This is a genomic window from Halobacillus trueperi (genome assembly GCF_003386945.1).
GTDB classification, from domain to species: Bacteria; Bacillota; Bacilli; order Bacillales; family Halobacillaceae; genus Halobacillus; species Halobacillus aidingensis.
On record NZ_QUAE01000014.1, the window covers coordinates 12,467 to 37,145 of the forward strand.

Below are 24,679 nucleotides of genomic sequence, written 5' to 3' on the forward strand. Positions count from 1 at the left end.
CCTACCTTTCTCTTTCGATTTCTCGTTCCAACTTCTGGTGATCCAAGTCATTGATAAACTGGTCATACGTTTGCCCCAACGAACGTTGAATGCTTCTCAAGGAACGTTGCAATTGAATCCCTGAAGGCATGGACTTATAAGGGGCATTTGTATTGGTAGTTTGTCTAGGATACTGCTGACGATCGTACCGTTTCATTTCTTGTAAGAAAGCATTGCCCATTCGTTTATAGAGGTCATCCAACTTGTTTTGTTTGTAATGCTGATATCGCTTCTTATCCTTAGGTCCATCCCCAAAGGCTTGTTTTAATTCGTTGACTTCTTGATCCAATTTTTCATGTAGCTGGTTCATATCTTTGGCGTGATACTTATCTAAATACCTTGTCGTTAGTTCATCAATCTTCGATCGAATAGGATTCAGCGTTTGATAGCCATAGTGCCACTGTCGCTTATCCTTAGGCAAGTGATTATACACATCGAGGAACAGAGGTTTTATTTCTCTATTGCTCCACTTCATGATGCTATTCTCTTTCTTTGCATTCACCATATGGTCACGGATCAACGAATTAATTTGATTTCTTTCCTGCGTTCGATCTAACAATCCATTCACGACTTCACTTTTCATCGCGTCTAGCGTTTTCGGCTTTCGCTTTCCACGTTCACGAGTCGGGTTGGGTTCGACAGTGGCCACATGTATATGAATGTTATCGGTGTTATAGTGAATGGCCGCTGACCAAATAGCACTCTCTTGTAATCCCTCTTTTTTCATCATCGACTGCATGGATTTTCTTGTCACTTGCTTCAAAGCATCTTCATCTAAGGTGTGTGTCTTTGAATCATAAACACCTCGGTTTTGAAGCCAATCATTATCAAAGGTAATAACATCTTGCCACATGATACTATTCTTCTTTTGAGCTTGTTCAAACAAGGATTTAACGCCCTGCTTTCCTTCCACCAATAAATGGTCCGACTGCTGAGTAAACAAAGCAGATGTTTTATCTGGATCGTCCATATAGTGATTATATAAACTAAACATGGACCGATGACCATCGCCCTTTCCTTTGGCCTCTTCACGGTCTACGTATTGCACATAATCTTGGAATCCTTTTTTATTTGCGGTCACGAATTTTGTTTTTAAAACCACTCCAGGCGTTACCGTTTCACTCATGCTTCTTCACCTGGTTCTTCAATCTGCAAGAGATCATTCATTTCTCGAATGGCTGTGTAACAATGAGCCATCGTTTGAATGTTTCGATCCACTAATTGTTGGAGTCTTTGTTCACGATGGTTCTCTTCTTGATAGACAGCTAACTGTTGCAACTGAGCATGTAAAAACTCCTGTCGACTTAATCCTTTTTCTTCCGCAAGTTCGTCAATTCGTTGAACGGTTTTCGGATCCATATAACGAATTCTTACTTCCATTACAATCACTCCTTTTGATAAAGACACTAACACTAGTGAATAAAGAGAAGAGCATAAGGGGTTTTTGTTCCCACTTGGCGTGTGAATCCCGGCAGAGCCGGGCAAAACGAGGGAACAAGAAAATCTCCAGATGTGCGGTCGCTGTGCGGCTAAAACAGGAACGTTTATTCGTGTATTCGCCGTGATGTGTGGTCCCTACACAGGAGATGTGCGGCCTCTGTGTTGTACTTAATAACAACCTTAGTCCTTTTTAGTTCGAAATCATTTCTCTTTTTTCTTCTAACATCTCAATCTTTTCAACAATAGTTTGAATAGTTAGTTCATGTTCAGCTGCCTCTTGATTGATCTGGTCTTTCTCATTTTCCAGGTGATGAATTCTAGCCTCCGTTTGCTTTTTCTCTTCCTCCGTTTCGTAAAGAAGCTCTGATTCCAATTCAACGGTTTTCTGTTCAATTTCTTTGATTCGTTCATCAATCATTTGAATACTTTCCTTCTTCTCTTTTATTGTTTCTTTCGCTTCTTCGATCTGTTCAGATACAACAGCCACTTCATATTTCTGCTCCGTTAAGATGGTTAATTGTTTGTCCATTTCCACTCTACGTTGATCTGTATAAATACGTGCCAGCTCTTTCTTTTCCTCACCCCCTTTCAAGGAATTTTGAGTACTCTCTTGCGTTAAAAGCGTATTGGCATTTTCCTTATTTAAATCTAAGGCCATGACATCAAAGGAAGGACTTACCTGTTGGATGCTAATGACATATCTGCTTTCATCCTTATACTCAACGTGCGTTGGTAAATCGCGTTTTGGATGCTCTTTTTCCTGAGCCGTGAAGCTTAACTTTTCATCTAATAAAGTGGTTGATTTATTAAGGTTTAAGGTGACAACCATCAACTTTTTCGTTGGATTATAAACCCAGTCTTTTATTGTCAGTTCGCCTGATCCTTGTAAGTTCAGAGGTTCATTGATAGGCGTTTGTTGAACTTTACTCTGCTCTTCATCACCAAATATAAAACCAGAAAACAAGAAAAAAAGAAGCGCCATAGCCATGACGCTTAATCCAATAAGATATTTTTTTGAGGTTCCTTCCGTGATGTGTTTCGTTTGTTTCTTCATGAATAGCCCTCCTCTTCTACGTCTTGAAAATCTGTTATCATCCATTGGCCTTCTTCTCTATGAACATTTATTCTGAGAAACACAGGAGACACTTGTTTTTGATCGCTCTGCAAAGAATAGAGCGTGTGTTTAAACTTAACTAATACGCTAGCTTGATTGTTTGTGAGATTACCTGTTTTGATGAATATTTCTACTTCATCCACCTCCGTTTTCCTTTCTCCTTTATAGTTCTCTGTAGGAAAGAAGGTTGCTGCTAAATCTTTGCTCATCACCTTGTGTGCGTCTTTTTCCCTTTCTTGATAGGTCTCTTTATCCTGTTTAAAAGCAACCTCTATAAACGTAGAAACCTGCTTCACTAAAGCGTCATATCTCGCTTGAATGTCAGCAGGTTCCTGTTTTTGTAACGTCATTTCTAATTCAGTTTTTTCTTCCATAATCTTTTCGTTTTTCACTTCCAACTCGTGCAAGCCTTCCTGCAGATCGTCATTCGATGCCTGGCGTGTAGCATATATATTAACCGATGTGAGAACGATTAACAGAACGACAAACAGGACAAAAAGAACACGTCTATTCATCAACGTTCTCCTTTCTTAAAGTCCAAGATATGGGGCAGGATTCACATCAGAACGATACTGTTTTTTGGTACGAACTTCGAAATGTAGATGGGGACCTGTAGAGTTTCCTGTCGAACCACACTTGCCTACTTTTGTTCCTTTTTGAATCATCTCCCCGTTTTGTACACTTATCGTATACAAATGAGCATAGTGACTATAAAGTCCCTCTTCATGTTTCACAAGAACGTTATTTCCATATCCTGAGTTTTTTCTTACCACCTCAACCACTTGACCGTTATCTACGCTTTGAATAGGCGTTACGGCGTTCGTACAAGCAAAATCAATACCTCTATGCATGTCCGGTGTTCCATCAAAGGGATCTGAGCGCATTCCGTAATCAGATGTCTGTGTGAGTGCTCCTTCAATGGGCATAACCCAATCTCCCGTTGGTTGTAAATCTGCTTCAATAACTCCGCCTTTAAGGTAACTTAAAACGGCCTCAACATAACCAATATCCCCGTAACAAGCTCCTGTTTCTGCCGACTCAGGTCGAATGCAGGAATACATGCCTGTATGCTTCAATTCCTGGTACTTCATTCTTGAAAATTCGATTGCTAACTCTTTGCTGTATTCTCCATTATTGTGTTCGTTTGCGTAATCAATGAACCCTCCACCGAAGTTATAAGCTTGGAGTGTTAGCTTAATATCTCCCCCTGCTTTCTCCAGCATTTCAGAGAAGTATCGGATCCCGACATTAATACTTCTTTCAGGGTCCTCTATCGTGTTTGGAGGTAGACCGAGAGACTCACTTGCTTGCATCACATCATCCAAACGTCCACCAGATTCCTGCATCGTTTTGGCCAAGAGAAGCTCCACATACTTGGACACCCCATACTTTTCGGCATATTCTTCAAACAGAGGACGGTACTCTTCCAGTGCAGCTGAAACTTGCGCAGTTCCATTTACCACATCAACGGACCTCATATCCTCACTGGAGGAAGACTTTTGATAACCGATCAGCCCTGTAATGACAGAAGCATATAAGAGCATTTGTAGAAGGAAAAGAGCTACCAGAACACCAATTAACCATAGCCATACTTTCCGAGGGACTAACCCCAGGAGAAGGGACCAAGGCATCCTTATGCACCTCCTCCAAACAAGGCTAATTCTTCGTCCGATACCTCCACCTTGAAACGAATGTTTTCAACCGCACGGATGCTTAACATCGTCTCCCCTGTTTGTAGGTAAGGGATATCTTTTAATTCACTTTGGCTTAATTGCCCCATGAATATTTGCTGCATCATCTCTAAGTTGTTACTATCTTGCTGCATAATAATTTTGTATTGGGTCAGTTCAAAAAGCTTCTTGATTTCCTCTACCATACTCTGATCCGAACCCTCAGGAACAAAATCACGAATGGTGTGACTGGCATAGAGAAGAGCACCAAAATACTTCCTGGCCTCCCGGCTAAACTTTGTAAGAAAATCAAGAGCACTCTCACTTTTCTTCTTTGTATTAATGATGTGGTGAGCTTCATCCATCAAGATGAGATATCGTACAGCGTCTTCAAAAGCTAATTCTCCTCGATTATAAGCATCAAACTGAGGTGAGCCGTTCGTTAGCATGGAGTCCCATAGGAGGTTGAGTACATTAAACAATTGCGCTTGGAATACCTCTGCCCTCATTTGCGATAGGCCCCTCAGGGTAAAAGTAACGACCTGTTGTTCATCAAAGTGTTCGATGGTTGATACTCCATTGAAGAGATGCGCGTAAGTCTCTACAAGGTTACGAATGTTTAATTCGATGCTTTCCAGGCGACGTTTCCTTTCCTGACTCAGTTTCTCCTTTTGCTTTCCTTCCTTGATATTTTCATAGAGTTGTTCTTCGATAAAGGTAAGAAAATCGGTGAAGATAGGGTACTCATGGACAGATAGTTCGGTTATATTTGATTTTGAATCATCGTTCCATAAGCCAAGCTTTTCATAAAGCTTTCTTAATAGATTTTCATATTCTTTCAATTCACTATCATTCGCTTCAGGTGCTAAGAATTTATAGAATGTTGTCAGCTTGGATAAATGCTGAGTAAAGGACGTATATTCGTCCTCTGCCGTTCGATATACCTGCAAAGGGTTTATGACCCCATCTGAACCATCGAGTGCAATCTGCTTACCGCCTAAAGCTTCCGTTAACTCCACAAATTCTCCTGTGACATCAAAGGTCCGGACCTTATATCCTTTAATGGCATTATCCAGCATAATTTTCTTAAGCGTAGTAGATTTCCCTGCTCCCATCGCTCCGACCATGACTCCGTTATAACTTTTACGCTGCTGATCTCTATGAAAAAGATCAAAGACGACGTTTCCTCCGGTAAGTGTCGTGCCATAGAATGTACCGTAAGGATCGTTTAAGCTAGTAAAATGAAAAGGAAAGCCACCTGCTAACCCTAGTGCGGGTATCGGATGACCTTCCCTCTTGTTTCGATAAGTGGATTGTTCTGTATAATTCGTGAGTAGTGATTTCCATTCATATTCCTGTTCGTTTAAGAAGATGGATCCTCGAAAATTCTCGTCCTGTAACGTCGATAAGACGACTTTCACTTTGTCTTCCAGCTCTTCTCTTGTTGGTGCACTTACATAATGCCTAAGGTGAACACGTTTAACGATCTCTCCTTCTTCAGACACCTGATTGTACAGCTGCCGTAAATCATCGTAGTTATTTTGCGCTTCTATAATACCTGCATTATCTTTTTCATTAATAATTCTGGAACTCTGTTCAGCCATTCCTTTGTTTAAACCATCTCGGACTTTGTAACGATCGTCAGAGACAATATCCATCGTAGTAATGACATTCTCCATATTGAAAATAGGCTCTAACCAAAAGTTTGAAACATTTTTAGGGAAGGAATAGACATGGACACAAACTTCATAACCGTCTCCTTTTCGAGTAAAGGTTTCGTGAAATTTAATTCCTCCTTGCGGTTGGATATGGGCCAGTAAAAAAGGGTTATATCCTTTTTCTTGTGTTTCTTCGGCATCACTTTTCTTTTTTAGAAATGAGAACATTCCTTAACCCCTCTTCTCTAATTTAGAATTTTGATTATATAGCTTATAGAGCAAATCTAGCTTCTTTTCATCAGTTAACTCAATGACCGGAGCGACTCGACCAAGATAGCGCCGACAATTGTTTCTATACTCAGCAAGCTGTTTAAGGCTAGTCGCGTAAATGTATAAATAAAATTCTCTGTTTGTACGGTAGGTCTCTAAAAACTGCAGTTCCTCCCTTTTTCTAATTAAAAAACGTTCATAAAGAGGCGCCTTGTTCTGTGCAATCTTGTAATTAATCGCATCCAGTTGCTTTTTCATGTTAACCGGAAAATTCATAGACACGATCTTGATATCGGGTGCATACGATTGAAAGAACTTGGCCATTTTCATGATGTCGTATTCGGTTTCCTGGGTGGATGGAGAATAAATATCCTTACTCAGAAGTTGCACCACGTCCAAATAGCCCCCATCTCCTTTTAATTGAAAGGATCCTTCCTCGGTCATGTCCTGAATGGGAAGAACTTCAGCTATGGATGGAATGGCCACCTCTCTCTTTTTCTTTTTAACTTTCGACCTTTGCTGCTTCTTGTTTTTCTCAGTAGTATTTCGTTCATCAAAAAGAGCCATTTTTTCGGAACTGTCTTCTTTAAAGAAAGAGTGGTCTTTCTTATTCTTCTTCATTTAAAGGCCCCCTCATTTTTCTTTCCTGCTACTTCATGAATCAGGTCAAAAAATACGCCGACCGTCTCATGCTCCCATCCAGACAACCACCGAATCTTCCGTGCTTCTATTTGTGTTAAGTCTCGTCCAAGCTGTTCTTCAAGAAGTGCCTTAAATTTTTGAAACGCATATTCTTCATCATTTAACCCTTCATCTTTGATCATCATTCCTACCACCCTCCCCTTCTTTTTTATCGATAGCACAATAAGCAATTCGTTCCCTTGTGACAGCTAAGAACAAAGCTTTGGACATACGCAGTTTGGGGTTCGTTTTGGGCCGGATCAACCAAGCAACCATCAATAAGATCCAAAAGATCGCATAGTACCAAACGAATGAAGAATGAACGACATACCGGAGTGTAAAGCCTATGCCGCCCAGGATGAGGACCACAAGTAAGTCTGTAAGGTAAAATAGACGGTTGATCTTCAACTCACTTCCAATTTCAGATGGAATCTTGTATTGCAATAAAAACACTCCTTCATAACAAAACGCGGACCAAGTTAAGACTCAGGCCCGCGTTTCTTGATTTTATTTATCCAGTTCTCCGTAGTGTTTCGAGATAAGTTATACGTCCGTTTTGCACTTTGAACCTTAGGATTATTAGTAAATCGCTCACCCAATCGATCTTTCATATATCCTCCTAAAGTTCGCTGCTCTGTTCTATATTGATTCGGCATAGATATATCATTTGTACTTTCTGGAGCTTTCATATCTGATGTTTTTGTTTTTGTGCTTGCAGCTATTTGGTCTGTCTCTTCCTTAGGTTCATTATCGTTCGCATCTAAACGTTCACTTCCTTTTTCACTACTACCTATATTTCCTTGTCTTGTTTCTTTCATAGGTTTATTAGACAAAGGTTGCTCATAGCTGTGGTTTGAAGATGGGACATCCAATCCTCCTGGGAAGCCTTCTTGTAGAGATGCCATAGAGGATCCCTTCTCCGGAGAAGGCTGTGATTGCCCCTGATTTTCATGGGTAGCAGGAATATTTATTTCCTCAGATCTTCTGGTTTCCTTTCCTTCCAAAGAACCTTTTTGGCTTTTCTGATTGTATGTCATTGGACTTGGCTCTTTCTTTTGCGAGTTTCCTTGAATTCTATTTCCTTCTTTTGAAGAGAAACTAGATGACGGATCACTTTTTCCATTTGTCTGCGCTTTTCCTTCACCTTTGCGCCCATAGATACCAGCGGGTGCTCCAGCTGTTCCGGCACCTGTATTCATCAAGGCTGATACACCACCACTTGTAATAGCTCCTGCAGCTTTCTTCACGGGAGGTCCGAGTGTTTTAGAAGCTAGGTAACCACCCATCGCAACATGCCAGGCATTTTTCAATCCAGCATCAATTCCAAAGAGTTTTTGCACGATGTTAGGACCATCAATGACAGCCAAACTTCCTGCAATTAAAGCAATCAGATACCCAAGTCCTTCAAGATTATTATTTATAAAAGTTGTGTAATACATATACACACGTAAGCTTAAGAAAATCATGATAAGCGAAGCAAAAATGCTTCCAATATTCCTAATGATCGCTTTCAATCGCTGACCCGTGGATATATCCGAATACGCCATAATTAGCGCCACGATATGATTAAAGCCAAGCTCAAAACAGAGCTTGGCTACTTTAATCGATATTAATATCATGGTAAAAGCCATAACGGAAAGGGTTACGATGGCAGTAAACCAATCCACATGCCACCGGTAGTAATTTTCTGGAAGGAAATCAAACAGACCACTTTTCCCTAACTCAACAAGCCCTTCTTCGCCATTTGATTCCAATCCTACTTTGTTCATTACAAGCCTTTGTCCTTTATTTGATAGGCTATCGCCATTAGATTTTTCAAAACTATCGTCAATCGTTTCATTAATGGATATTTTATCAATTGAGTCTGGGCTTATATGATGTTGTTCTTCTACATCTGGATCTGTCCATTCTGTTTCTTCATAAATGACTATGTCTGTAATATGGTCTTCCATTACTCGATCGGAGGTGGTAAAAGAATCTGTTTGTACTTTCGCTACGTCCATCGCATCTCCAGTAAAGTCATTCACTTTCCCCATTCCAAAAGACAACAGAGTAATCGTCATTATAGATATAAATAGATTCATTGGAATGTCAGATCGATTCTTTTCTTTATTAAATATTAATCGAAAGCCGATCATTCCCAATGAGATGGCGAGCATAATGTAGAGAGCAGGCTGAATGGTTTCGAGAAAGTTAGTCACGGGATCGCTTGAAAAGAAATCCGTTAAGGTTAAGACCTGATCAACCATTCCTTCCAGACCATCAACAATCATTTTCAAGAATAATATCGTTCCCCACCCTACGATCCTTAACCCAGATGTAAAGATATTATTCGTTGATAAGACTTCGGAAAACCTTAACAATATCTCTAACAGTTCTTCATCGGACACTCCATCACCACCTTTATTATTATTCCCTTTTTCATCCCTGCTCTACTGGTGTTTCTTGTTCTTCAATTAACTTATCTATTTGTTTGCGAATGTGACTATACACTTGTCGGTTAATTTCTTGATGATCGCCTAAAAGCTTTAAGTTATAAAGAAAAGCTTCCATAGGTTCATCATTCATTTCCTCCTCACTGTGTTCTAAATGAGGAGCAATTTGTTGATGGATCAGGGAGAATGTGCTTTTATCAAAGAACTCACCGACTTTTTCCTTCCTCCACCATTCCATAGATTGTTCTGAATCACTGAATGGTCCATTTTGCGAGTGATTTTCCACATCCTCTACCGGCTCGTCTGTCTGTGCTTTATTAGAATAGCCAGTTTGAAAATCAATAACTAAGTCTGCTGGATGAACATGGCGGTGTGGGGTAGAAATCTCTTCTTCCGTAATTGATCTACCTGGACGGAATTCTGAACTAAGATACGTGTGAGCATATTTCATACTGTATTTTCCTGTATTATAAATAGGAAAGGCACGAATCTTTCTTCCTTTTTTATCACGACGTAATAGCACACGTCGCACCACCGTATCTCCTTCCTCCAATTCCTGCAGTTCATTAGCCGTTAGAAGGTCTCTTCCTTCCGTACTTTCTGTTTTCGACTTATCCAGGGAAAAGGTAGATCCAGACCGTGTTTCAGTATTTAACGTTTTCTTTCCTAACTTGGAAGAAAAATAGGAAGCAGAATCATAGTCAGCACTCAATATATAAATTTCATTTCCGCAGTTACCTCGGATTGTGGCTTGCCCATCTTCTCCATACAAATCTTTTAATTGAGCATAGGATTGAACAACTAAGTGAAAGCGAATGTTTCTTCCCAAACATACCGTAATTTTATTTTCCATATCTGCTATCGCAGGCATATTCCCAAACTCATCTAACATAAAGACCACTTCACGCAAGCATTTTTGCCCTTTAGCAATGGCTGCATTCTTGGATAGTACATAATACAATTGGCTAACGAAAATAGACGGTATAGCATGAGTAGACGTATCATAATCGGGTGTAACCATAAACACAGCAATAGGCTTAGTGGAGTAAGTAATTTCTTTCACTTCCATAGTGCTGCTGGCAGACGAGTAAGAGAAGTAAATCTTGCCCGTCTCCTCATCCACTTTGTCAATCCGAATGGTTGATCTATCCTTTTGAACTTCTTCATCTTCAGAAGAAGCAGGAGTGGATTCCTGAGACACAATTAAATGATCTCCTGCCCCTAATGAAGTTTTAAAGTTGATGGTCCATGTCCCACTCTCTCCTGCTTGATTGATCTCGGTTGATCCATCTGGAAAGGAAACCTTTACTTTGGAAAAAGCATGACCACGCCCCTTAATACTTTGACCGAAACCCACTCTTTTTAAATCTAAAGAGTTTTTAGCTGTCATCTTAGCTGTTTCACTCATTGTAAACTTCGTCAATCCATTCATAGCTGTCGTGAAAATGCTTGAACGAGTATTTCCTTTAGAAAAATTACTCGTGGCGTACTGACCTTTCGCTACATGGGATTGGGGTAGTTCTTGGAAGAATTGATCCAATGCATTGTACTCTTGGCCATCTTCATCCATTTCATTTCTAGTCCCTAACTCTGAGAGCATGTTGGCGACCGTGTACATCGTAATTTTCTCTTCCATCCCTTCGGTTATGCTTTTCTCTGTAACCGCAAGGATCATAGCATTCACAAGTGATTTAGCTGAATCATCCCACATAGGTTCTTTAGCATTCGGATTGTGGTAAAGCATATGAGTAATGGTTTCGCAAAGAGTTTGAGCTGTAGAATAATCCCCATCCTTATAAGATTGTTTAACCAACTCTAGCAAATTGAAGCTCATGCTTTGCATGGGATTCATTAAGTTTAAGACCTCAACCTCATAACCTCTTCTCTCCAGCGTCTCCCGGCTAGAAGCAAATAACTCGCCTTTAGGATCATTGATGACTAAAGAGGGCTGATATTCAGCACGAGAGTAGGCATCTATGGTTGGAATAACATAGGTTTGGCCCTTACCACTCCTTGTCGTACCAATAATTAGATTATTGACAGGTGACGGATCAATAAAAGCTTTGTCCCCTTTTCTAGATAACACAGGGCCTCCTTTACCTTTATATGGTTGTTTTCGATCAGGAATGGCCCTGTACTGTTGTTGAATTTCTTTTCTCGTTGCAAATCTCTGGGAACCTTTTTCGTCCGTGCCTACGGGTTTAAAGTTACTTCTAAGTTTGTAAATCATGTTGGCTATACCGACTAAGCCGATTAAGGCCGCTATTCCATAGTAGAGAGGTTGTTCTTGCATATGAAAATCTGTCAAAAATGAAGCTTTAATTTCTATTGGTTTACTGAATTCTGGGAAAGTCTTTAAGGTTGACCACATGGCATATCCCAAATTCCATACGAAAGTACTGACCAGCATCGTGGATATAAAAAAACAGATGCTTAGGAGAATAAGCACCTGTTTTTTAGCAATGACTGATTTCAAATGAATCACCCTCTTATATATTGTTCTTTTGGCCCTCCAGCTCATCTTGTTGTTCCTTAAGCGAATCGATTTTAGATTGATTTTGATCTTCCGATTTTTTCTCTGTTTCTATTTGGCTGTTTATCTTCGTCAACTGTTCCTCAATTTCTTGATACTCATTAATCTTTTTATTCAGTTCATCATTTTTCGCTTCACTGGCCATCTTTTTTGCATCTTCCAATTGACCAAGCCTCAAATAAGCGATCCCCTTTTGTTTATACAGTTCAGGAGACATCGCCATATCTTGAATATCCACCGCCTGTTTGTATTCCCCATTATGAAAGGCTATTTTAAATTCACCCAAAGGACTTGGATAAGCTTCTTGAAAGGAAATCAATTCTTCCAGACCATGAACTTTCATGACTTGCTCAGCCAGTGAAGAAGAGTTTTCCTTGCCTACATATTGCAAAGCTTGATCATACTTTTTAAGTTCCACCAGAAAATGAAGCAATGTTTTGCGCTCCGATTCCGTTAAGGTTTCCATTCCTTGTAACTGATCAACAGCTTTTTTCTGCTGACCTGTCCAATAACCTTCATAAGCCGTTTTTACATTCTCCGTTTTTTCCAGCTCTTGTGTTGTGGCTCTTAGATCTTTGCCTTGATTGCTTAGAAGTATAAATAGAGTGATGGATGTAACTATGGCTACCACTAATGTGGTACTGATCATACTCACAAAAAATTTGCCACGCTTACCAAGTTGCTTCCAACTCGATTTTTGTACTTCCTTTTCTTTCAATACTCCTGTCATATCAATTTGATAAGATGCTGGTGTATTAGAAGTTAATTGTTGAAGAAAGACATCCCTTTTTGTTTCTTCATTTTTATTTTGCATGGGTAACTCTAAAAGCTTTTGACAAACATGGTCATAAATATTTGATGTTCCTTCTGCTCCCATTTCATATGAGCCGTTGTACAGCTTGTCTCCTTCTTCATTAAATATCATGAAATCTAGCAGAATTGGCTTGGCATTTTTCTTCTTTAATTTAGCATCCAATTCTGCTGTTAGAACGACAATTTCCTGGAAGGAATAAGGGTGAAAGCTCGAAATTTCACCATCCATTTTTGATGTGAATAATACCCTCATAAACCTACACTCCTTTAAAAGATCACCTGACTGTCAATGTATTCAGCGATAGCTGTAGCTCCCATTAGAACGACAAGTCCAACGGCACCACCAATAAACCACACGATAGAGCTTTGGCGGCCTCTAACTCCACCCCAGATAAGATGGTAGGCTCCTATACCAAAAGCAATGGCAGCCGAGATAATACCCAAAAGCTGCATGGCGGTTAAAATTGATGCCCCTGTAGATTGTAAATTACTAATGGCAGCAAGCATGGAATAATCTGCAAAGTACTTCATTAAAATCTCCCCTTATTAAATATTTTTGTTTTTGTTTTCTTCATCCGCCCCTTTGTAATGGAGCAATGACTTCATAACGACATCTTGGTTTTGTTGAATGTAGTCTTGATGTTTTTCATGAAGCCACTCATTGTAAGAAATGTCTTGGATGGTTAGCAGTGTCTGAACTAAGTCTTTTGATTGCTTAAGTTCACGATTAGTAACGCCCATTCACCTTCACCCCCTTTCAAGGTTTTTATCCATAAAAAAAGAAGCGATCTATTAAAGATCACTTCCATTAGGATGAAGTTTCGTTGATGAATTTTTGTATAGCTTGATCCCTATCTTCAAGGGTTTGGTATTTCTGTGTTTTTAAGGAGATACGGTTCTGTAATTGTCCACCCTCATAATAACTTAGAGATTGGAAGAGTTCACTACCTTCCAAACCTATTTCATTCAGATCCATATCCCCATCAAGAATTTTTTGATTCTGAGCATTAATTTCTTTCACATTAATTTCTTCAATATTCTCTTCCACTACCTTGATATATTCATCTCTTTTTTCTTCCTCAGACGCATCAGTTACTAAAATATAAACATTGTCACTGTCTTGCAGAGTTTCTTTCATCTCACCTGGTGATAATGACTCGACTTGACCTGTGGCTCCTTGAGATCCGCAACCAACTAGGATTAAAACTACAACAAATCCAGCCAAACCACCGACCCAACGCTTTGCCATCAGATCAATCTCCTCTCAAGTGATTTGTATAACGATTCTAACACCTACTCAAATATAAATCCACATTATGGAAGATAGATCTTTATTATTAATGATTGTTTATGGCGAGATACAATCAACCCTATGTAGAAGGATTATTCTTTCTACAATGCACAACGTTTCTAGCCTATACGAAGAACTTTATGTATCTAGGATAAACTATACAAAGCTTCATCAGTTTATACCTCACTTTATATAAGTAAACCATAATAGATACAACGCTTACCGGGTCACAAGATGCGTTTCACGTAACACGCATCAAACGGTCATCGACTGTTAGGAAAGTTCTATGACCTTTCAGTTTCCTAACGTAGATATATAGTTTTCAATGTTCAATATGTGCTATTTAAGCACGTGTTAAAATCGTTATATTTACTTCACAGGTTTCAGCTCACTCATAGGGTTTTTGCGTTTAGCAATGGTTCTGAATTGATCATCTTTTACGGTTCGAATTCGATAATAGATACTAGCCAGCTTTTCAGTAGTACCATGACGATCAACCGCCCAAATACCACGCACATCATATCTTTTTCCTTCAAAGGTTTTTACATTGTCAGCTTGTGAAGCAATGTCATAATAAGCAAAGTGCTTTTTATTTGATTTCACCTTATCTTACCTCCCAAGTTTATGGTTCTCCCGCCACACTAAGCTTCAATTGTTCTAATAAAATGTCTATAGCTGAGCATTTACCATCCCTGATAGAAGCTATATCTTCTTCGGAAAGATTATATCGATCATCAATGGATTCAAGAATATTCTCTCTCGATCTTTTTAGCTTAATCGCTAACTCAATGGTTCGAGCTGTATCTTCGATGCTAGGTTTTTTATTTATATGATGCTTTTCTTGTTCATCACGGTTTTTAAACCATTCCGGTAATACCTCCTGACTTTGTGATTGTTTGGAATACGTAGCTTTATTAGCCTGCTTGTTCTTATATTCAACTTCTTCAGCATCCGCCTGTTCTACTGTTCGTATCCCTTTATTTATCCAGGATTGAAGGATGCTCTTAACGTAGCCCCATGTCGGTTTATTTCGGTCCAAGGAACGCTTCATAGCCTCCACAATTAATGGATCCCCAAGGTCTTCAACCCATTTCACTATTTCTTCTGAGATTTGAGGACGTATAATCCCAAAGTTGTTTTGGTAAAATTGAATGCTGTCACAATCCAATCGTTCAGAAGTTGTTGTAGTAATGAATTCTTTTACATTCTTAACTTCTTTAAGTTCTCTGCCATTCTTGTATGTGTCTTTCTGCTGTCTCTCTGATGACGAGGAGTTGTCGTCTTGTTGTTTTTCTGCTGTTGTTTTGTTGTCGTATTCTTCATCGTTAGATTGATAAATCCCCCAGTTTTCAACGGTTATTACACTATATTTGTTGGTGGTATTTATACTAATGACACTGTCTTCCTGAAGTATTTTTATATAGTCACGAACGGTGGATTCATTCATACTTAATTCAGAAGCAGCTTTTTTACGGCCAAATATAAATTGTCCAGGTTTAAGAGTAACCTTTTGCCTCCCTACTCTCGATTCTGTACTTTTATGGCTTGCCTTCGTCAGACAATAAATGAACACTTTTAACAACTTCTCATTTTCGAAAATTTCACTATGAAGAATTTTACGATGAAGCTTTAACCACCCCTGCACAACCTCACCTCCTAATTTAATAATCTCTTAGAATATAGAGTTTGGTGATGATTCTTCCAAAGCTTTAGCCAATTGATTTCATATCTTTCACAAACAGTAGCTAAATACAGGGTAGAGAAATGAATAACACCAGTCATAATTTCAGCTGATTTCCGTATGTCATGAATCTTAATAGAGTGCTTATCGTGTAATTTTGCAGTTAAATTTACATTAGCTAATACATTAATAGCCTTCTGTAGTTCTTCCTCTAATAGAAGTTGTAAGAGAAAATCATCCTCTTCTACTTCCGGTCCCTCTAAGCGAGAGATCCCCCACCCAACATATTCATTAACAGCTTCAAGTGCTAACCAAGGATTGTTATACTTCTCAATAAAATATTTAGTGGATACAGGAGGAATCTTCCGTTCTCCCCCTTCCTGTTTAGAGATATACTCTCTTGACTGAAACATATCTACAGCTAACTGTTGCTGGGTTTTATTTTTGTTTTTCCTTAAATCCTTCATTAACTGCGCTGATTTGCTTTTATTAATAGTTTCCCCCTCCTTACTTATTGATTTGTACCATTGATTGCTTTCTCAGAGGTATATACTAGATTCATAGAGTCAAACAACACCAAAGTTTCTTTCCGGAGCAATATCATCAGATACATCAACATGATTTCTAATCCATGTAATGACTAAATCCTTGGGGTAAAGTGTCCGGCCACCTACATGAACTTTTGGAAAGTCCTTGCGCTTTAATACGTGAGCATCAAGAGATTGTACACTGACATTAAACACACGCTCAGCTAATTTTGTTCGATCAAGTAAATAGGGTAATTCCATTTCTTTCTGAACATCTTCTTGTGCTTTTTTAGCAATATCATAAAAAATATCATAAACCTTGTTATTAAAATCAGATTCGGGTTGCAGTTTAGCTTCAAACATCTACAACATCTCCTTATAAGTTTTTTGTTCCTTTAAGGAACATTGGTTTTCAAAAAAATTTGTCCACTTGAACTCTAGGGCAAAAGCTATGTCCTTGGCTGTTTCTACTGTAGGATTTTTAACTCCTGATTCAATATGGGTATAATAGCTTCTCGATATGTTTGATTTAATAGCTGTTTGTTGTTGCGTTAAATCCTTCTGAAGTCGAATCTCTTTTAACCACATCCTCAATTTATTCACCTCCTAAAGTTCCTTTAAGGAACATCTTACAATGTATTATAAGTTCCTTTAGGTAACATTGTCAACAATATCCATATAATTCTTTTACACTTTTAGGAACTTTTCTTTAAGTTACTTTGAGAAACATTTATAATGAATACATAACACACTATAATCTAGTGAAAAGCATGGTGGTATTAACATGAATTTTTCAGACAGGCTGAAAAGATGCCGACAAATAAAAAAAGAGGAAAATCCAAATTGGACCCAAGATTATATTGCGAGGCAAATTGGAGTAGCTCGAACAACTTACACAGCTTATGAAAGAGGAACTAAAATTCCTACTTTAGATACTGTGAACAAAATAGCTGACCTCTTCGATGTATCCACTGATTACCTTTTGGGCCGATCAGATATTTCAGATCATCAAGTGGATAAAAGCAATGAATTTGATTCCATAAAAGAAGTGAATAAATTGATGGACCAATACGGAATCGAAGATGCAGCTTTTTTTGACTTGGAAAAGTGGAAGTCAATGAGTCCAGAGCAGATAAGAGAATTAGAAAGTTATTTTCAATATTTAGTGAAAAAATCTAAAGAACTTGAAGAAAAAGAAAATAAATAAAAAGCAGGGAACTTCACTTATAGGAAGTCCCTGCTTTTATGTTTAATCAGGATAGAGTGTACGAATCTCCATCTTCTCCCTTACTTTTAAGATTCGAAATCGAGATTACACGTTAAGTTAAAACTTTCAATAATTCAATTTCATCTCTTATTGGAATACCATCATTACCAATAAAGGGGATCTCTGGTTTAATTTCTCTGGCCTTCTTAACTGCATCGCTTAAAAGCTTAGACAAAACAAAACCTCGTTTTTGATAGAACTTTAGCGCTAATAAATTGTCGTTTGTTGTGATAAGTCTAACGAGTTTACACTTTTTCTTAATAGCGAAACTTTCCACTGCTTGTACTAACGATGTTCCTATTCCTCTTCCCTCTTCAATACTATCTAAGGATATAATTTCACATTCGTTATCTCTGATGATGTAAGTAATTAAGCCAATAATTTCATCTTCTTCATTTATAACAGTAAAGCCCTCTAATGTACTGCAATCATAAATTCCACTGGTAATTACCATTTCTGGACTTCCCCAATGCGAATTTAAAAATTTTTTCACTTTATCTTTTGATACCTCTTCAATTGCGGTTATATTCAAATAGACCACCTCAATTGTTATTACTGCTTTTTCCATAATCTAAAAGAGTCTGTCTGCCTTATTAAAAAATGCATCCATAATAATTTCCGTACTGCAAATTTTTTAGTGAAACTCAGTAACCAGTATCACTGTTTGAAGGACCGATAACTGGATCTAGTTCTCTCTCTAATATCTCCACTGGGATAGAAGTCATTGTATTAACTCCTTTCATATTATTTAAACACACTTTAGTTAGCTGTTTTCACCGCCGGTGTATCTTTTTGTGTTTTTTCCTTTAACCTAGGAACAATTGAATAAATTATTAAGGCAGGTGCAATACACAAACCTGCTGCTACAAAGGTTATTGCTAACCCGAACTGTGCTGCAATTAGTCCAAAAATTATACCTGATGAAATTTCACCTAGGGCACCGACACCGGCATTCAATGAAAAGAGTGTAGTTTTATAGGAGTCAGGGAAAAATTTATTCAAGTAACTTGTCTCAATTGGGTGTCTAATATCTTCCATTGCTAATACCATAGCTACTGAAGCTAACCCGACTGATCTAAAACCAGTAGCAATGATAATGGATAATACCATCCCTAAACCATCGACTATTGTCAGGGCTTTATACGGACTCTTCTCTATTTTCTTCTCTAACCTTATTGTTAACATCAGTAATAAAAACGATATAGCACCAGCAACTGCAAAAATGTATCCAAGGGTTTTTTCAGATACACCTATTTCTCCCATATAAGGTTGCCAATACCTGGAAATAGTGTCATATACTAAAGCTGTGAAAAATCCAGCTATCACAATCAAAAATACACGCCTTTGATTCATCATTATTTTCAGGCTACTTTTAAGAATATGGACAAACGAGGTGTTCTCCTGTTCCAAATCAATCTTAGGTACAGAAACGAAAAGTAACATCCACACAAATAAGACAAGATAAACTGTTACTACCAAGACAAATGGTAGGTAGGGGTTAACGGTATATAGATAACCACTAGATATACTTCCTAAAATTATTGTTAAAATCATTAATTGAGTGTTTTTCATTATTTCCTTTCCGAATTGTTCCTCTCCTGCTACTCTACTCATCCAAGTTTCATAAGCACCTGATATCAATGAGTCAGAAAGGGCCCACGCTACCAGTGCTGCAATACACACTATTAAGGATTCTATAAAAGGGAAAAACCCCCATGTAAGAATAGAAAATAGAAATGAACCGACTATAGAAACTTTTATACCAAACCGATCTGCAAAAGTGCCTGATGGTACTTCAAAAATGAACTTAGCTATCTCGAATAATGCTCCCAGTAAGCCGATTTCAAGTAAGCTATATCCCTGATGGACTAAGTAAATTATCCAGATAGGAGAGAAAATCCCCATTGCTAGTCCTCGTAAAACCGAAAATGAATAAAATATTCGCATCACAAGTTCCTTTCCAATAAAGCCTCTTTCACACAAATAATATTGTATTCTAAGGCTTCTAATAAATGATCTTCAATGTCTTCCCGCCCTAAACCTAAGGTGTTAAGAATCTCACTCATAGTGTTTTCACCATTTACTTTTAAAAGAAATTCAAACCAGAGTCCTACGTCTTCTCTCAAAAGTATGAATTCTACTTGTTCATTATTTAGAATATACATCTTTTGATCATTGGATTTTATTATTTCTATTCCTGGAGATAACTCAAAAACATCTTCTTCAATAATCTTAATTTGTTTAATCCCCAACTCCGTAGCTATTAGCCTTTCTTCACTAGACCAATCTTCAATTTCTAGACTGCTTAAGACAATAGATTCTCTTTGAAAGCTTTGAGTGTTTTCAGCAGCCATGCTCGACAATAACCCCATATTCACAATTCTTAGTAAGAATTCAAAATTCATTAAACTAGGGTCGTCATCCATGGATGAAAATATTGAATAAAGATGGTCAGGGTTAAGGATGTCTGTTGATCTACTAAGTGATTCACTAAGTAATTGATAGTCATTTGCCTTCAAAAGGTTATACATCATTCGGTGAGTCGACTTTACATCTTTACCATAAAAGAATGGAACTTTTTCTCGGAATCTATATGCGTCTCTTACTTTAGAAACTAAACCCTTTCTCAAGATTTGCTTATCCCATAATAATTCGCTTTTTAGCTCCTCGGGAATTTTTGCTAGAAACTCTACAATTCTATGATCTAAAAAAGGTACTCGGTTTTCTATGTTGTTTACTGCAGCAACTCGATCTTCATGCCAGCAATTGTACATCTGAAGGTCTCTATATTTGGTGAGTAAATATGAATCCAATGGACTTCCTTTAAACTTGTCATTACTAACCTCTTTTAAAAATGACTTAGCTATCGGTGATATCCCAAGGTTCTCCTCCCACACTCTTAAATTGGAAGTATCAGAATTTCTATAGATACGATTCTCATCCATCATGTCCAGAGATGATAAAAAACCTTTCCAGTCGTTTTCGTAAGCTGGCGACAATATTGTACTGTATCCCCCATTAAACTCATCACTGCCTTGGCCAGTCAGAATCACCTTTAAATTTGGATATAATTTTTTTGCAAATTTATGTAAGTGGAATTTATAAACTTGTTCGGGACCACAGTATGGCGTTTCACAAACCCACAATAGTTTTTTATAAGTATCGGGTTCAATAATAGAATAGTCGTCTTGGCGAAATAAGACTTGATGGTTTGTTAATCCCATTTCTTTTGAAATCATGTGAGCATATTTCGCATCTTCATTCGCATATGTGCTGGGGCTTAATACTGTAAATGTAGGTATATTTTTATGGGTGGATGCTAGTGCAGTAACTGCTACAGAGTCAATTCCTCCACTTAAAAAAGAGCCTACTTGTACATCACTTTGAAGGCACTTTTGAACTGAATCTTCCAATAGCGCGTGATACCCCTCAATCCAATACTTTTTGTCGTGTGCACGATCGGAACCAGAACGTAGAATTTCTTCTAAACACCAGTACCGCACTTCATTAAGTTCGTTGTTAAAGAGATTCACTTCAATGAATGAACCTGCTTGCACTTGGTGAATTCCCTTAAAGAAGGTAGAGGCACCACTCAAATGAGAAGAGCCTGCACCGCTAATCCATGGGTCGGTAAGTGCCTCTCTCCAGTTGAATTCTTTAGGACATTTAGGATGTTTCAATAAACTTTTTATTTCCGACCCAAAGACAAGTTCTTCAGGGGAATTATGATAAAATAAAGGTTTAATACCGAATCGGTCTCTAGCCAAGAAAAACTTATTTTCGTTCTGATCATAGAGAGCAATTGAATACATCCCAACCAAGTCATCTAAGAAGGCAATCCCCTTCTCTTCATATAAATGAACTAAAACCTCACAGTCAGAAGATGATCTGAAGGTGTGGTTTGATCTTAGTTGCCTTATTAATTCTTTAGAATTGTATATTTCCCCATTAACAGCGATAATAATGGATTTATCTTCATTGTAGATAGGTTGGGAGCCATTTTTTATGTCTATAATGGATAAACGTCTAAATAATAATGCAACTTTATCGTTAACAAAAAATTGTTCGTCGTCTGGGCCTCTGTATTCGATTTCATTTATCATATTCCTTACAATGTTTAGTCTGAATTCTCTAGAACTATTTTTATTATGGCTGATTATGCCTGCGAGTCCACACACTCCATTCCCTCCCTGATCATTTGAATATGTAGGCTTTTTCTAAGCCATCTTCTTTCTCAATTGTCATTTTAATTCCTATTTTTTTCGCATTTTGAATAGCTAAATTTGCTGCATAACTTCCAAAATCCGAAGGGTCTATATCAAAAAAGAAGAAGGACTCAGGTAATTGTTTTTCATACCATGTTTCAGTAATCACAATGTACATATCTTCTTCTTCTTTGAAGCTGATCTTATCGTAAAGTAAATTTCTCCCTCTTATAAAAAGTTTCACGAAGTTTTCAACCTTTAATTCATTGCTAAGGTTTGACCACTGTTCGTAATAACCTTTCTCTTCATATTTGCCTTGGACCCAATCAACCAAATTATCATGCGTCATACCCACTTCATTTGCCAACGATAGTAAGATCCCTATGTAATTAACTATTGAGTGGGCACGTACAGTAACTAATTCTTCCCCTTCTAACAGCGATATGTTTTCTTTTATATTCATAAAAAGTCACTTCACTTTTATCGCTTCTAGTTCTATAAGTTCTTTTACTAGGCCAGTCACATCGTTAATGCATTCATCCATTTCCACATTGTATTCACTAGTTATACGTTGGCATATTTCCTCTAAAGTGTTCTTTCCATCAATATTATTATAAACATCCGAAGCAAGTTCATTGAGGGTAATTCCGGCAGGCTCAATAATAGTACTCTTTAGATATTTGCGTGATTTTTGTTCATTGTTTTTCTCTAGGATTAAAGTTTTTTCAATCATTTTTTCACCTCATTTAGTAATAGTTAAGATCCATGTAACTGAAGGGGTTTCTTCCTTATCTTGGTCTCCTACCCATAAAGACTCCTGGTCTTCCAGTTCATCCATAGCTTCAATGAAATCTTCTGGTGTGAATTTGAAAGGTTCTAGAGTGTATTCAGTTATCTCAGCCTGCTCTAAGAATTGCTCGATTTCTTCAAAAGTATAACTTTCATCAAATGCTTCTTGTACGAATCTAAAATATTCGTCTTCCTTGATATTACGCTTCATATTCTTAAGATGGCTTTTATCGACTGGAAGTGTGTCTAGAATGACTATCTTACCTTTCGGCTTTAGAACACGGTAACATTCCCGTAACCCTTGAGCTACATCTTCCCAGTGGTGAAGACATGAATAAGAAACAATCAAGTCAGCGTAATTATCATCATATGAAAGGTTATGGACATCGTTTATGTCAAAAGAGATATTTTCTGCTAAACCAGCTTTATCTGCTTCATCTTTAGCTATAGAATGCATAGCAGGGTTAATATCAACAGCATGTATCCTAGCCCCCGTACGGTTTGCTAATTGGATACTTAAGTAACCAGGACCTGTGCCCATATCCAATATTACTTCATTCATTGGATTATAATATTTGCTAATATTAGCGCCCATTAATGGATATAAATATGATTGGTACTTATCGACAAACTCTTTATAAAGAATACATTCATCCGATGTGATCATTACTTTTCACCTGCTTGTATTATTGAAATAATAGGCGCGATAGCCTAGTTATTAATCTGTATTTAATTATTGATTAATGACCTCCTGCAACGATTGCACGACGCAGTTCAAAAACGCGTGGCTTTTTATAAGCTTTTTTCATATAAGTAACCCCCTTTCTCTATGTATTTTCGTCGGCTTGAATTAATGACCTCCTGCAACGACCGCACGACGCAGTTCAAAAACACGTGGCTTTTTATAAGCTTTTTTCATATGAGTAACCCCCTTTCTCTATGTATTTCCGTAGGTTTGAATTAATGACCTCCTGCAACGACTGCACGACGCAGTTCAAAAACACGTGGCTTTTTATAAGCTTTTTTCATGTGATTAGCCCCCTCTCTCCCTTGCTACCGCGCTTCATAAATAAATTATATTTTTTGACAATTTAAGTCAATAATTAATCTTATGCGCAAACGCATAAAAATTACAAAGAGAGAAGAGAGCACTCTGTTTAGGGTAACAATACTTCTGAGAAAAAAATTTGATTTTTTCGTTGTAATAGACAAAAGCCAAACAATCGTATAGGGTAAGCTTTAGTTTTATTTACCGGGAGGGATTTTAATGTCTATAAAATCAGAAGTGTCTATGTTAGAAGAAATTATTTCTCCAATCACATTAAGGGAATTTAAGGAGAAATATTGGCCACTGAATCCACTAGTATCACCAGGGAATTTGGAAAGGTTTAAAAGAATTAATGGTTTTGAGAAAATAACTTCCATTGAAGAAGCACTAAAAATATACTCTAATCCTGTAATGGTTGTTGGAGATGCAGTTATCGAGGAATTGGAAGGAATCTCAGATCGTATGCTAGTACCGCCTTCTGAAGCCTTAGAATGGTATGAGAAGGGTGCTGCATTAGAATTAGACTTTACGGACTTATTTATACCTCAGGTGAGACGGTGGGCTGATAAGCTGAAAGCTGAACTGGATTTACCTTTAGGCACAGGGGCTAAAGCTATTGTGTATGCTGCAAAGAACGGTGGTGGTTTTAAAGCTCATTTTGATGCTTATACAAACTTCATATTCCAGATTAAAGGGAAAAAAACGTGGAAGTTGCAAGACAATGTTAATGTGAACTATCCTGTTCAACATTATGATTTAGTAGAAGCCCCTTATTTACCCGAAGAATTAGATTCCTACTGGGACGGGTTACATCCAGAAGAAGAATTGCCTGAGGCTGATATAGTTGATCTAATACCTGGTACAATGTTGTACTTACCTAGAGGTATCTGGCATTCTACAGAATCTAATGAAGAGACCCTTGCCTTAAATATTACTCTAGGCCAGCCAACTTGGATGGATTTATTTTTGAGTACCCTTAGACAAGAAATGGTCAAAAACGAAGACTTCAGAAAACTAGCGTATAATTTTAATACTGTGCAAGATACAGATAAGGAAAAAATGAAAAAAAATCTAGAGAAAATGATTGAACAATTAGGCGAAATTGTTAATGGACTATCCTCTAGAGAAGTATTTCATAATCAAGATAAAGATTTTGACCCCTATCAAACTACTCAATTAGTTTTCAGGCAATTACTTACTGATTACAAGGAATAAAAA

General features: G+C 37.7%; 28 protein-coding genes. 2 read left to right on the plus strand and 26 right to left on the minus strand.

What is annotated here, in order from left to right:
* Nucleotide 1: 1 nt before the first annotated feature.
* The 20 genes from mobP2 to DYE48_RS14960 all read right to left on the minus strand — a co-directional run bounded on the left by mobP2 (nucleotide 2) and on the right by DYE48_RS14960 (nucleotide 16,746).
* Nucleotides 2-1,165, minus strand: a complete 1,164-nt coding sequence (gene mobP2 / locus DYE48_RS14865; RefSeq protein ID WP_115824309.1) for a MobP2 family relaxase — start codon at nucleotides 1,163-1,165, stop codon at nucleotides 2-4.
* Nucleotides 1,162-1,419 carry a hypothetical protein gene (locus DYE48_RS14870; RefSeq protein WP_115824310.1) on the minus strand — a complete coding sequence of 86 codons (258 nt, stop codon included), beginning with the start codon at nucleotides 1,417-1,419 and terminating at the stop codon, nucleotides 1,162-1,164. Before DYE48_RS14870 ends, mobP2 begins: the two co-directional genes overlap by 4 nt.
* Nucleotides 1,420-1,669: 250 nt before the next feature.
* Nucleotides 1,670-2,533 (minus strand): hypothetical protein, encoded by an 864-nt coding sequence (locus tag DYE48_RS14875; protein WP_115824311.1) that lies wholly within the window; start codon nucleotides 2,531-2,533, stop codon nucleotides 1,670-1,672.
* Complete coding sequence (locus DYE48_RS14880) at nucleotides 2,530-3,108, minus strand: hypothetical protein (RefSeq protein ID WP_115824312.1); 579 nt, start codon at nucleotides 3,106-3,108, stop codon at nucleotides 2,530-2,532. Before DYE48_RS14880 ends, DYE48_RS14875 begins: the two co-directional genes overlap by 4 nt.
* A gap of 15 nt (nucleotides 3,109-3,123) precedes the next feature.
* Complete coding sequence (locus DYE48_RS14885; protein WP_115824313.1) at nucleotides 3,124-4,224, minus strand: lysozyme family protein; 1,101 nt, start codon at nucleotides 4,222-4,224, stop codon at nucleotides 3,124-3,126.
* Between the two features lie 2 nt (nucleotides 4,225-4,226).
* Nucleotides 4,227-6,149, minus strand: coding sequence for a VirB4 family type IV secretion system protein (locus DYE48_RS14890; protein WP_115824314.1), 1,923 nt, complete (start codon nucleotides 6,147-6,149; stop codon nucleotides 4,227-4,229).
* A gap of 3 nt (nucleotides 6,150-6,152) precedes the next feature.
* On the minus strand, nucleotides 6,153-6,812 hold the full coding sequence (locus DYE48_RS14895) for a hypothetical protein (RefSeq protein WP_115824315.1): 660 nt from the start codon (nucleotides 6,810-6,812) through the stop codon (nucleotides 6,153-6,155).
* Nucleotides 6,809-7,018 carry a hypothetical protein gene (locus DYE48_RS14900; RefSeq protein WP_115824316.1) on the minus strand — a complete coding sequence of 70 codons (210 nt, stop codon included), beginning with the start codon at nucleotides 7,016-7,018 and terminating at the stop codon, nucleotides 6,809-6,811. The genes DYE48_RS14895 and DYE48_RS14900 overlap by 4 nt, the downstream gene beginning before the upstream one ends.
* Complete coding sequence (locus DYE48_RS14905) at nucleotides 7,002-7,325, minus strand: DUF5592 family protein (protein WP_244199443.1); 324 nt, start codon at nucleotides 7,323-7,325, stop codon at nucleotides 7,002-7,004. Before DYE48_RS14905 ends, DYE48_RS14900 begins: the two co-directional genes overlap by 17 nt.
* A gap of 26 nt (nucleotides 7,326-7,351) precedes the next feature.
* Nucleotides 7,352-9,262, minus strand: a complete 1,911-nt coding sequence (locus DYE48_RS14910) for a pLS20_p028 family conjugation system transmembrane protein (RefSeq protein ID WP_115824318.1) — start codon at nucleotides 9,260-9,262, stop codon at nucleotides 7,352-7,354.
* 31 nt (nucleotides 9,263-9,293) lie between these two features.
* Complete coding sequence (locus DYE48_RS14915; protein ID WP_115824319.1) at nucleotides 9,294-11,783, minus strand: VirD4-like conjugal transfer protein, CD1115 family; 2,490 nt, start codon at nucleotides 11,781-11,783, stop codon at nucleotides 9,294-9,296.
* A gap of 13 nt (nucleotides 11,784-11,796) precedes the next feature.
* The gene (locus DYE48_RS14920; protein WP_244199444.1) at nucleotides 11,797-12,882 is read right to left on the minus strand and encodes a hypothetical protein; all 1,086 of its coding nucleotides are present in this window, start codon (nucleotides 12,880-12,882) and stop codon (nucleotides 11,797-11,799) included.
* Between the two features lie 38 nt (nucleotides 12,883-12,920).
* The gene (locus DYE48_RS14925) at nucleotides 12,921-13,184 is read right to left on the minus strand and encodes a hypothetical protein (RefSeq protein ID WP_115824321.1); all 264 of its coding nucleotides are present in this window, start codon (nucleotides 13,182-13,184) and stop codon (nucleotides 12,921-12,923) included.
* 15 nt (nucleotides 13,185-13,199) lie between these two features.
* Nucleotides 13,200-13,394, minus strand: a complete 195-nt coding sequence (locus DYE48_RS14930) for a hypothetical protein (RefSeq protein ID WP_115824322.1) — start codon at nucleotides 13,392-13,394, stop codon at nucleotides 13,200-13,202.
* A 67-nt stretch (nucleotides 13,395-13,461) separates the two neighbouring features.
* Nucleotides 13,462-13,902, minus strand: coding sequence for a hypothetical protein (locus tag DYE48_RS14935; protein ID WP_115824323.1), 441 nt, complete (start codon nucleotides 13,900-13,902; stop codon nucleotides 13,462-13,464).
* Nucleotides 13,903-14,313: 411 nt separating this feature from the next.
* Entirely contained in the window at nucleotides 14,314-14,547 is a 234-nt protein-coding gene (locus DYE48_RS14940) for a hypothetical protein (protein WP_035551829.1), read from the minus strand.
* Between the two features lie 19 nt (nucleotides 14,548-14,566).
* Nucleotides 14,567-15,589 (minus strand): DnaD domain-containing protein, encoded by a 1,023-nt coding sequence (locus tag DYE48_RS14945; protein ID WP_115824324.1) that lies wholly within the window; start codon nucleotides 15,587-15,589, stop codon nucleotides 14,567-14,569.
* 11 nt (nucleotides 15,590-15,600) lie between these two features.
* On the minus strand, nucleotides 15,601-16,092 hold the full coding sequence (locus DYE48_RS14950) for a helix-turn-helix domain-containing protein (RefSeq protein ID WP_115824325.1): 492 nt from the start codon (nucleotides 16,090-16,092) through the stop codon (nucleotides 15,601-15,603).
* Between the two features lie 99 nt (nucleotides 16,093-16,191).
* The gene (locus DYE48_RS14955; protein ID WP_008590613.1) at nucleotides 16,192-16,515 is read right to left on the minus strand and encodes a hypothetical protein; all 324 of its coding nucleotides are present in this window, start codon (nucleotides 16,513-16,515) and stop codon (nucleotides 16,192-16,194) included.
* Nucleotides 16,516-16,746 (minus strand): helix-turn-helix transcriptional regulator, encoded by a 231-nt coding sequence (locus DYE48_RS14960; RefSeq protein ID WP_035546713.1) that lies wholly within the window; start codon nucleotides 16,744-16,746, stop codon nucleotides 16,516-16,518. It abuts the gene before it with no gap.
* A 190-nt stretch (nucleotides 16,747-16,936) separates the two neighbouring features.
* Between DYE48_RS14960 and DYE48_RS14965 the strand changes: the two genes are divergently transcribed.
* Nucleotides 16,937-17,359, plus strand: coding sequence for a helix-turn-helix domain-containing protein (locus DYE48_RS14965; protein ID WP_115824326.1), 423 nt, complete (start codon nucleotides 16,937-16,939; stop codon nucleotides 17,357-17,359).
* Nucleotides 17,360-17,471: 112 nt separating this feature from the next.
* Here the strand turns inward: DYE48_RS14965 and DYE48_RS14970 are convergent, their stop codons facing one another.
* From DYE48_RS14970 to DYE48_RS14995, 6 genes are all read right to left on the minus strand, one after another.
* Complete coding sequence (locus DYE48_RS14970; RefSeq protein WP_115824327.1) at nucleotides 17,472-17,951, minus strand: GNAT family N-acetyltransferase; 480 nt, start codon at nucleotides 17,949-17,951, stop codon at nucleotides 17,472-17,474.
* Between the two features lie 227 nt (nucleotides 17,952-18,178).
* Nucleotides 18,179-19,366, minus strand: coding sequence for an MFS transporter (locus tag DYE48_RS14975; RefSeq protein WP_115824328.1), 1,188 nt, complete (start codon nucleotides 19,364-19,366; stop codon nucleotides 18,179-18,181).
* Nucleotides 19,366-21,597, minus strand: coding sequence for an asparagine synthase (glutamine-hydrolyzing) (gene asnB / locus DYE48_RS14980; RefSeq protein ID WP_115824329.1), 2,232 nt, complete (start codon nucleotides 21,595-21,597; stop codon nucleotides 19,366-19,368). Before asnB ends, DYE48_RS14975 begins: the two co-directional genes overlap by 1 nt.
* Before the next feature lie 16 nt (nucleotides 21,598-21,613).
* A complete protein-coding gene (locus DYE48_RS14985) occupies nucleotides 21,614-22,087 on the minus strand; it encodes a hypothetical protein (RefSeq protein ID WP_115824330.1) in 474 nt (157 codons plus the stop codon).
* A 6-nt stretch (nucleotides 22,088-22,093) separates the two neighbouring features.
* Nucleotides 22,094-22,357, minus strand: coding sequence for a PqqD family protein (locus tag DYE48_RS14990; protein WP_115824331.1), 264 nt, complete (start codon nucleotides 22,355-22,357; stop codon nucleotides 22,094-22,096).
* 9 nt (nucleotides 22,358-22,366) lie between these two features.
* Nucleotides 22,367-23,080 carry a class I SAM-dependent methyltransferase gene (locus DYE48_RS14995; RefSeq protein ID WP_115824332.1) on the minus strand — a complete coding sequence of 238 codons (714 nt, stop codon included), beginning with the start codon at nucleotides 23,078-23,080 and terminating at the stop codon, nucleotides 22,367-22,369.
* A 600-nt stretch (nucleotides 23,081-23,680) separates the two neighbouring features.
* Here DYE48_RS14995 and DYE48_RS15000 point away from each other — a divergent pair.
* Entirely contained in the window at nucleotides 23,681-24,676 is a 996-nt protein-coding gene (locus DYE48_RS15000; RefSeq protein ID WP_115824333.1) for a JmjC domain-containing protein, read from the plus strand.
* Nucleotides 24,677-24,679 lie beyond the last annotated feature (3 nt).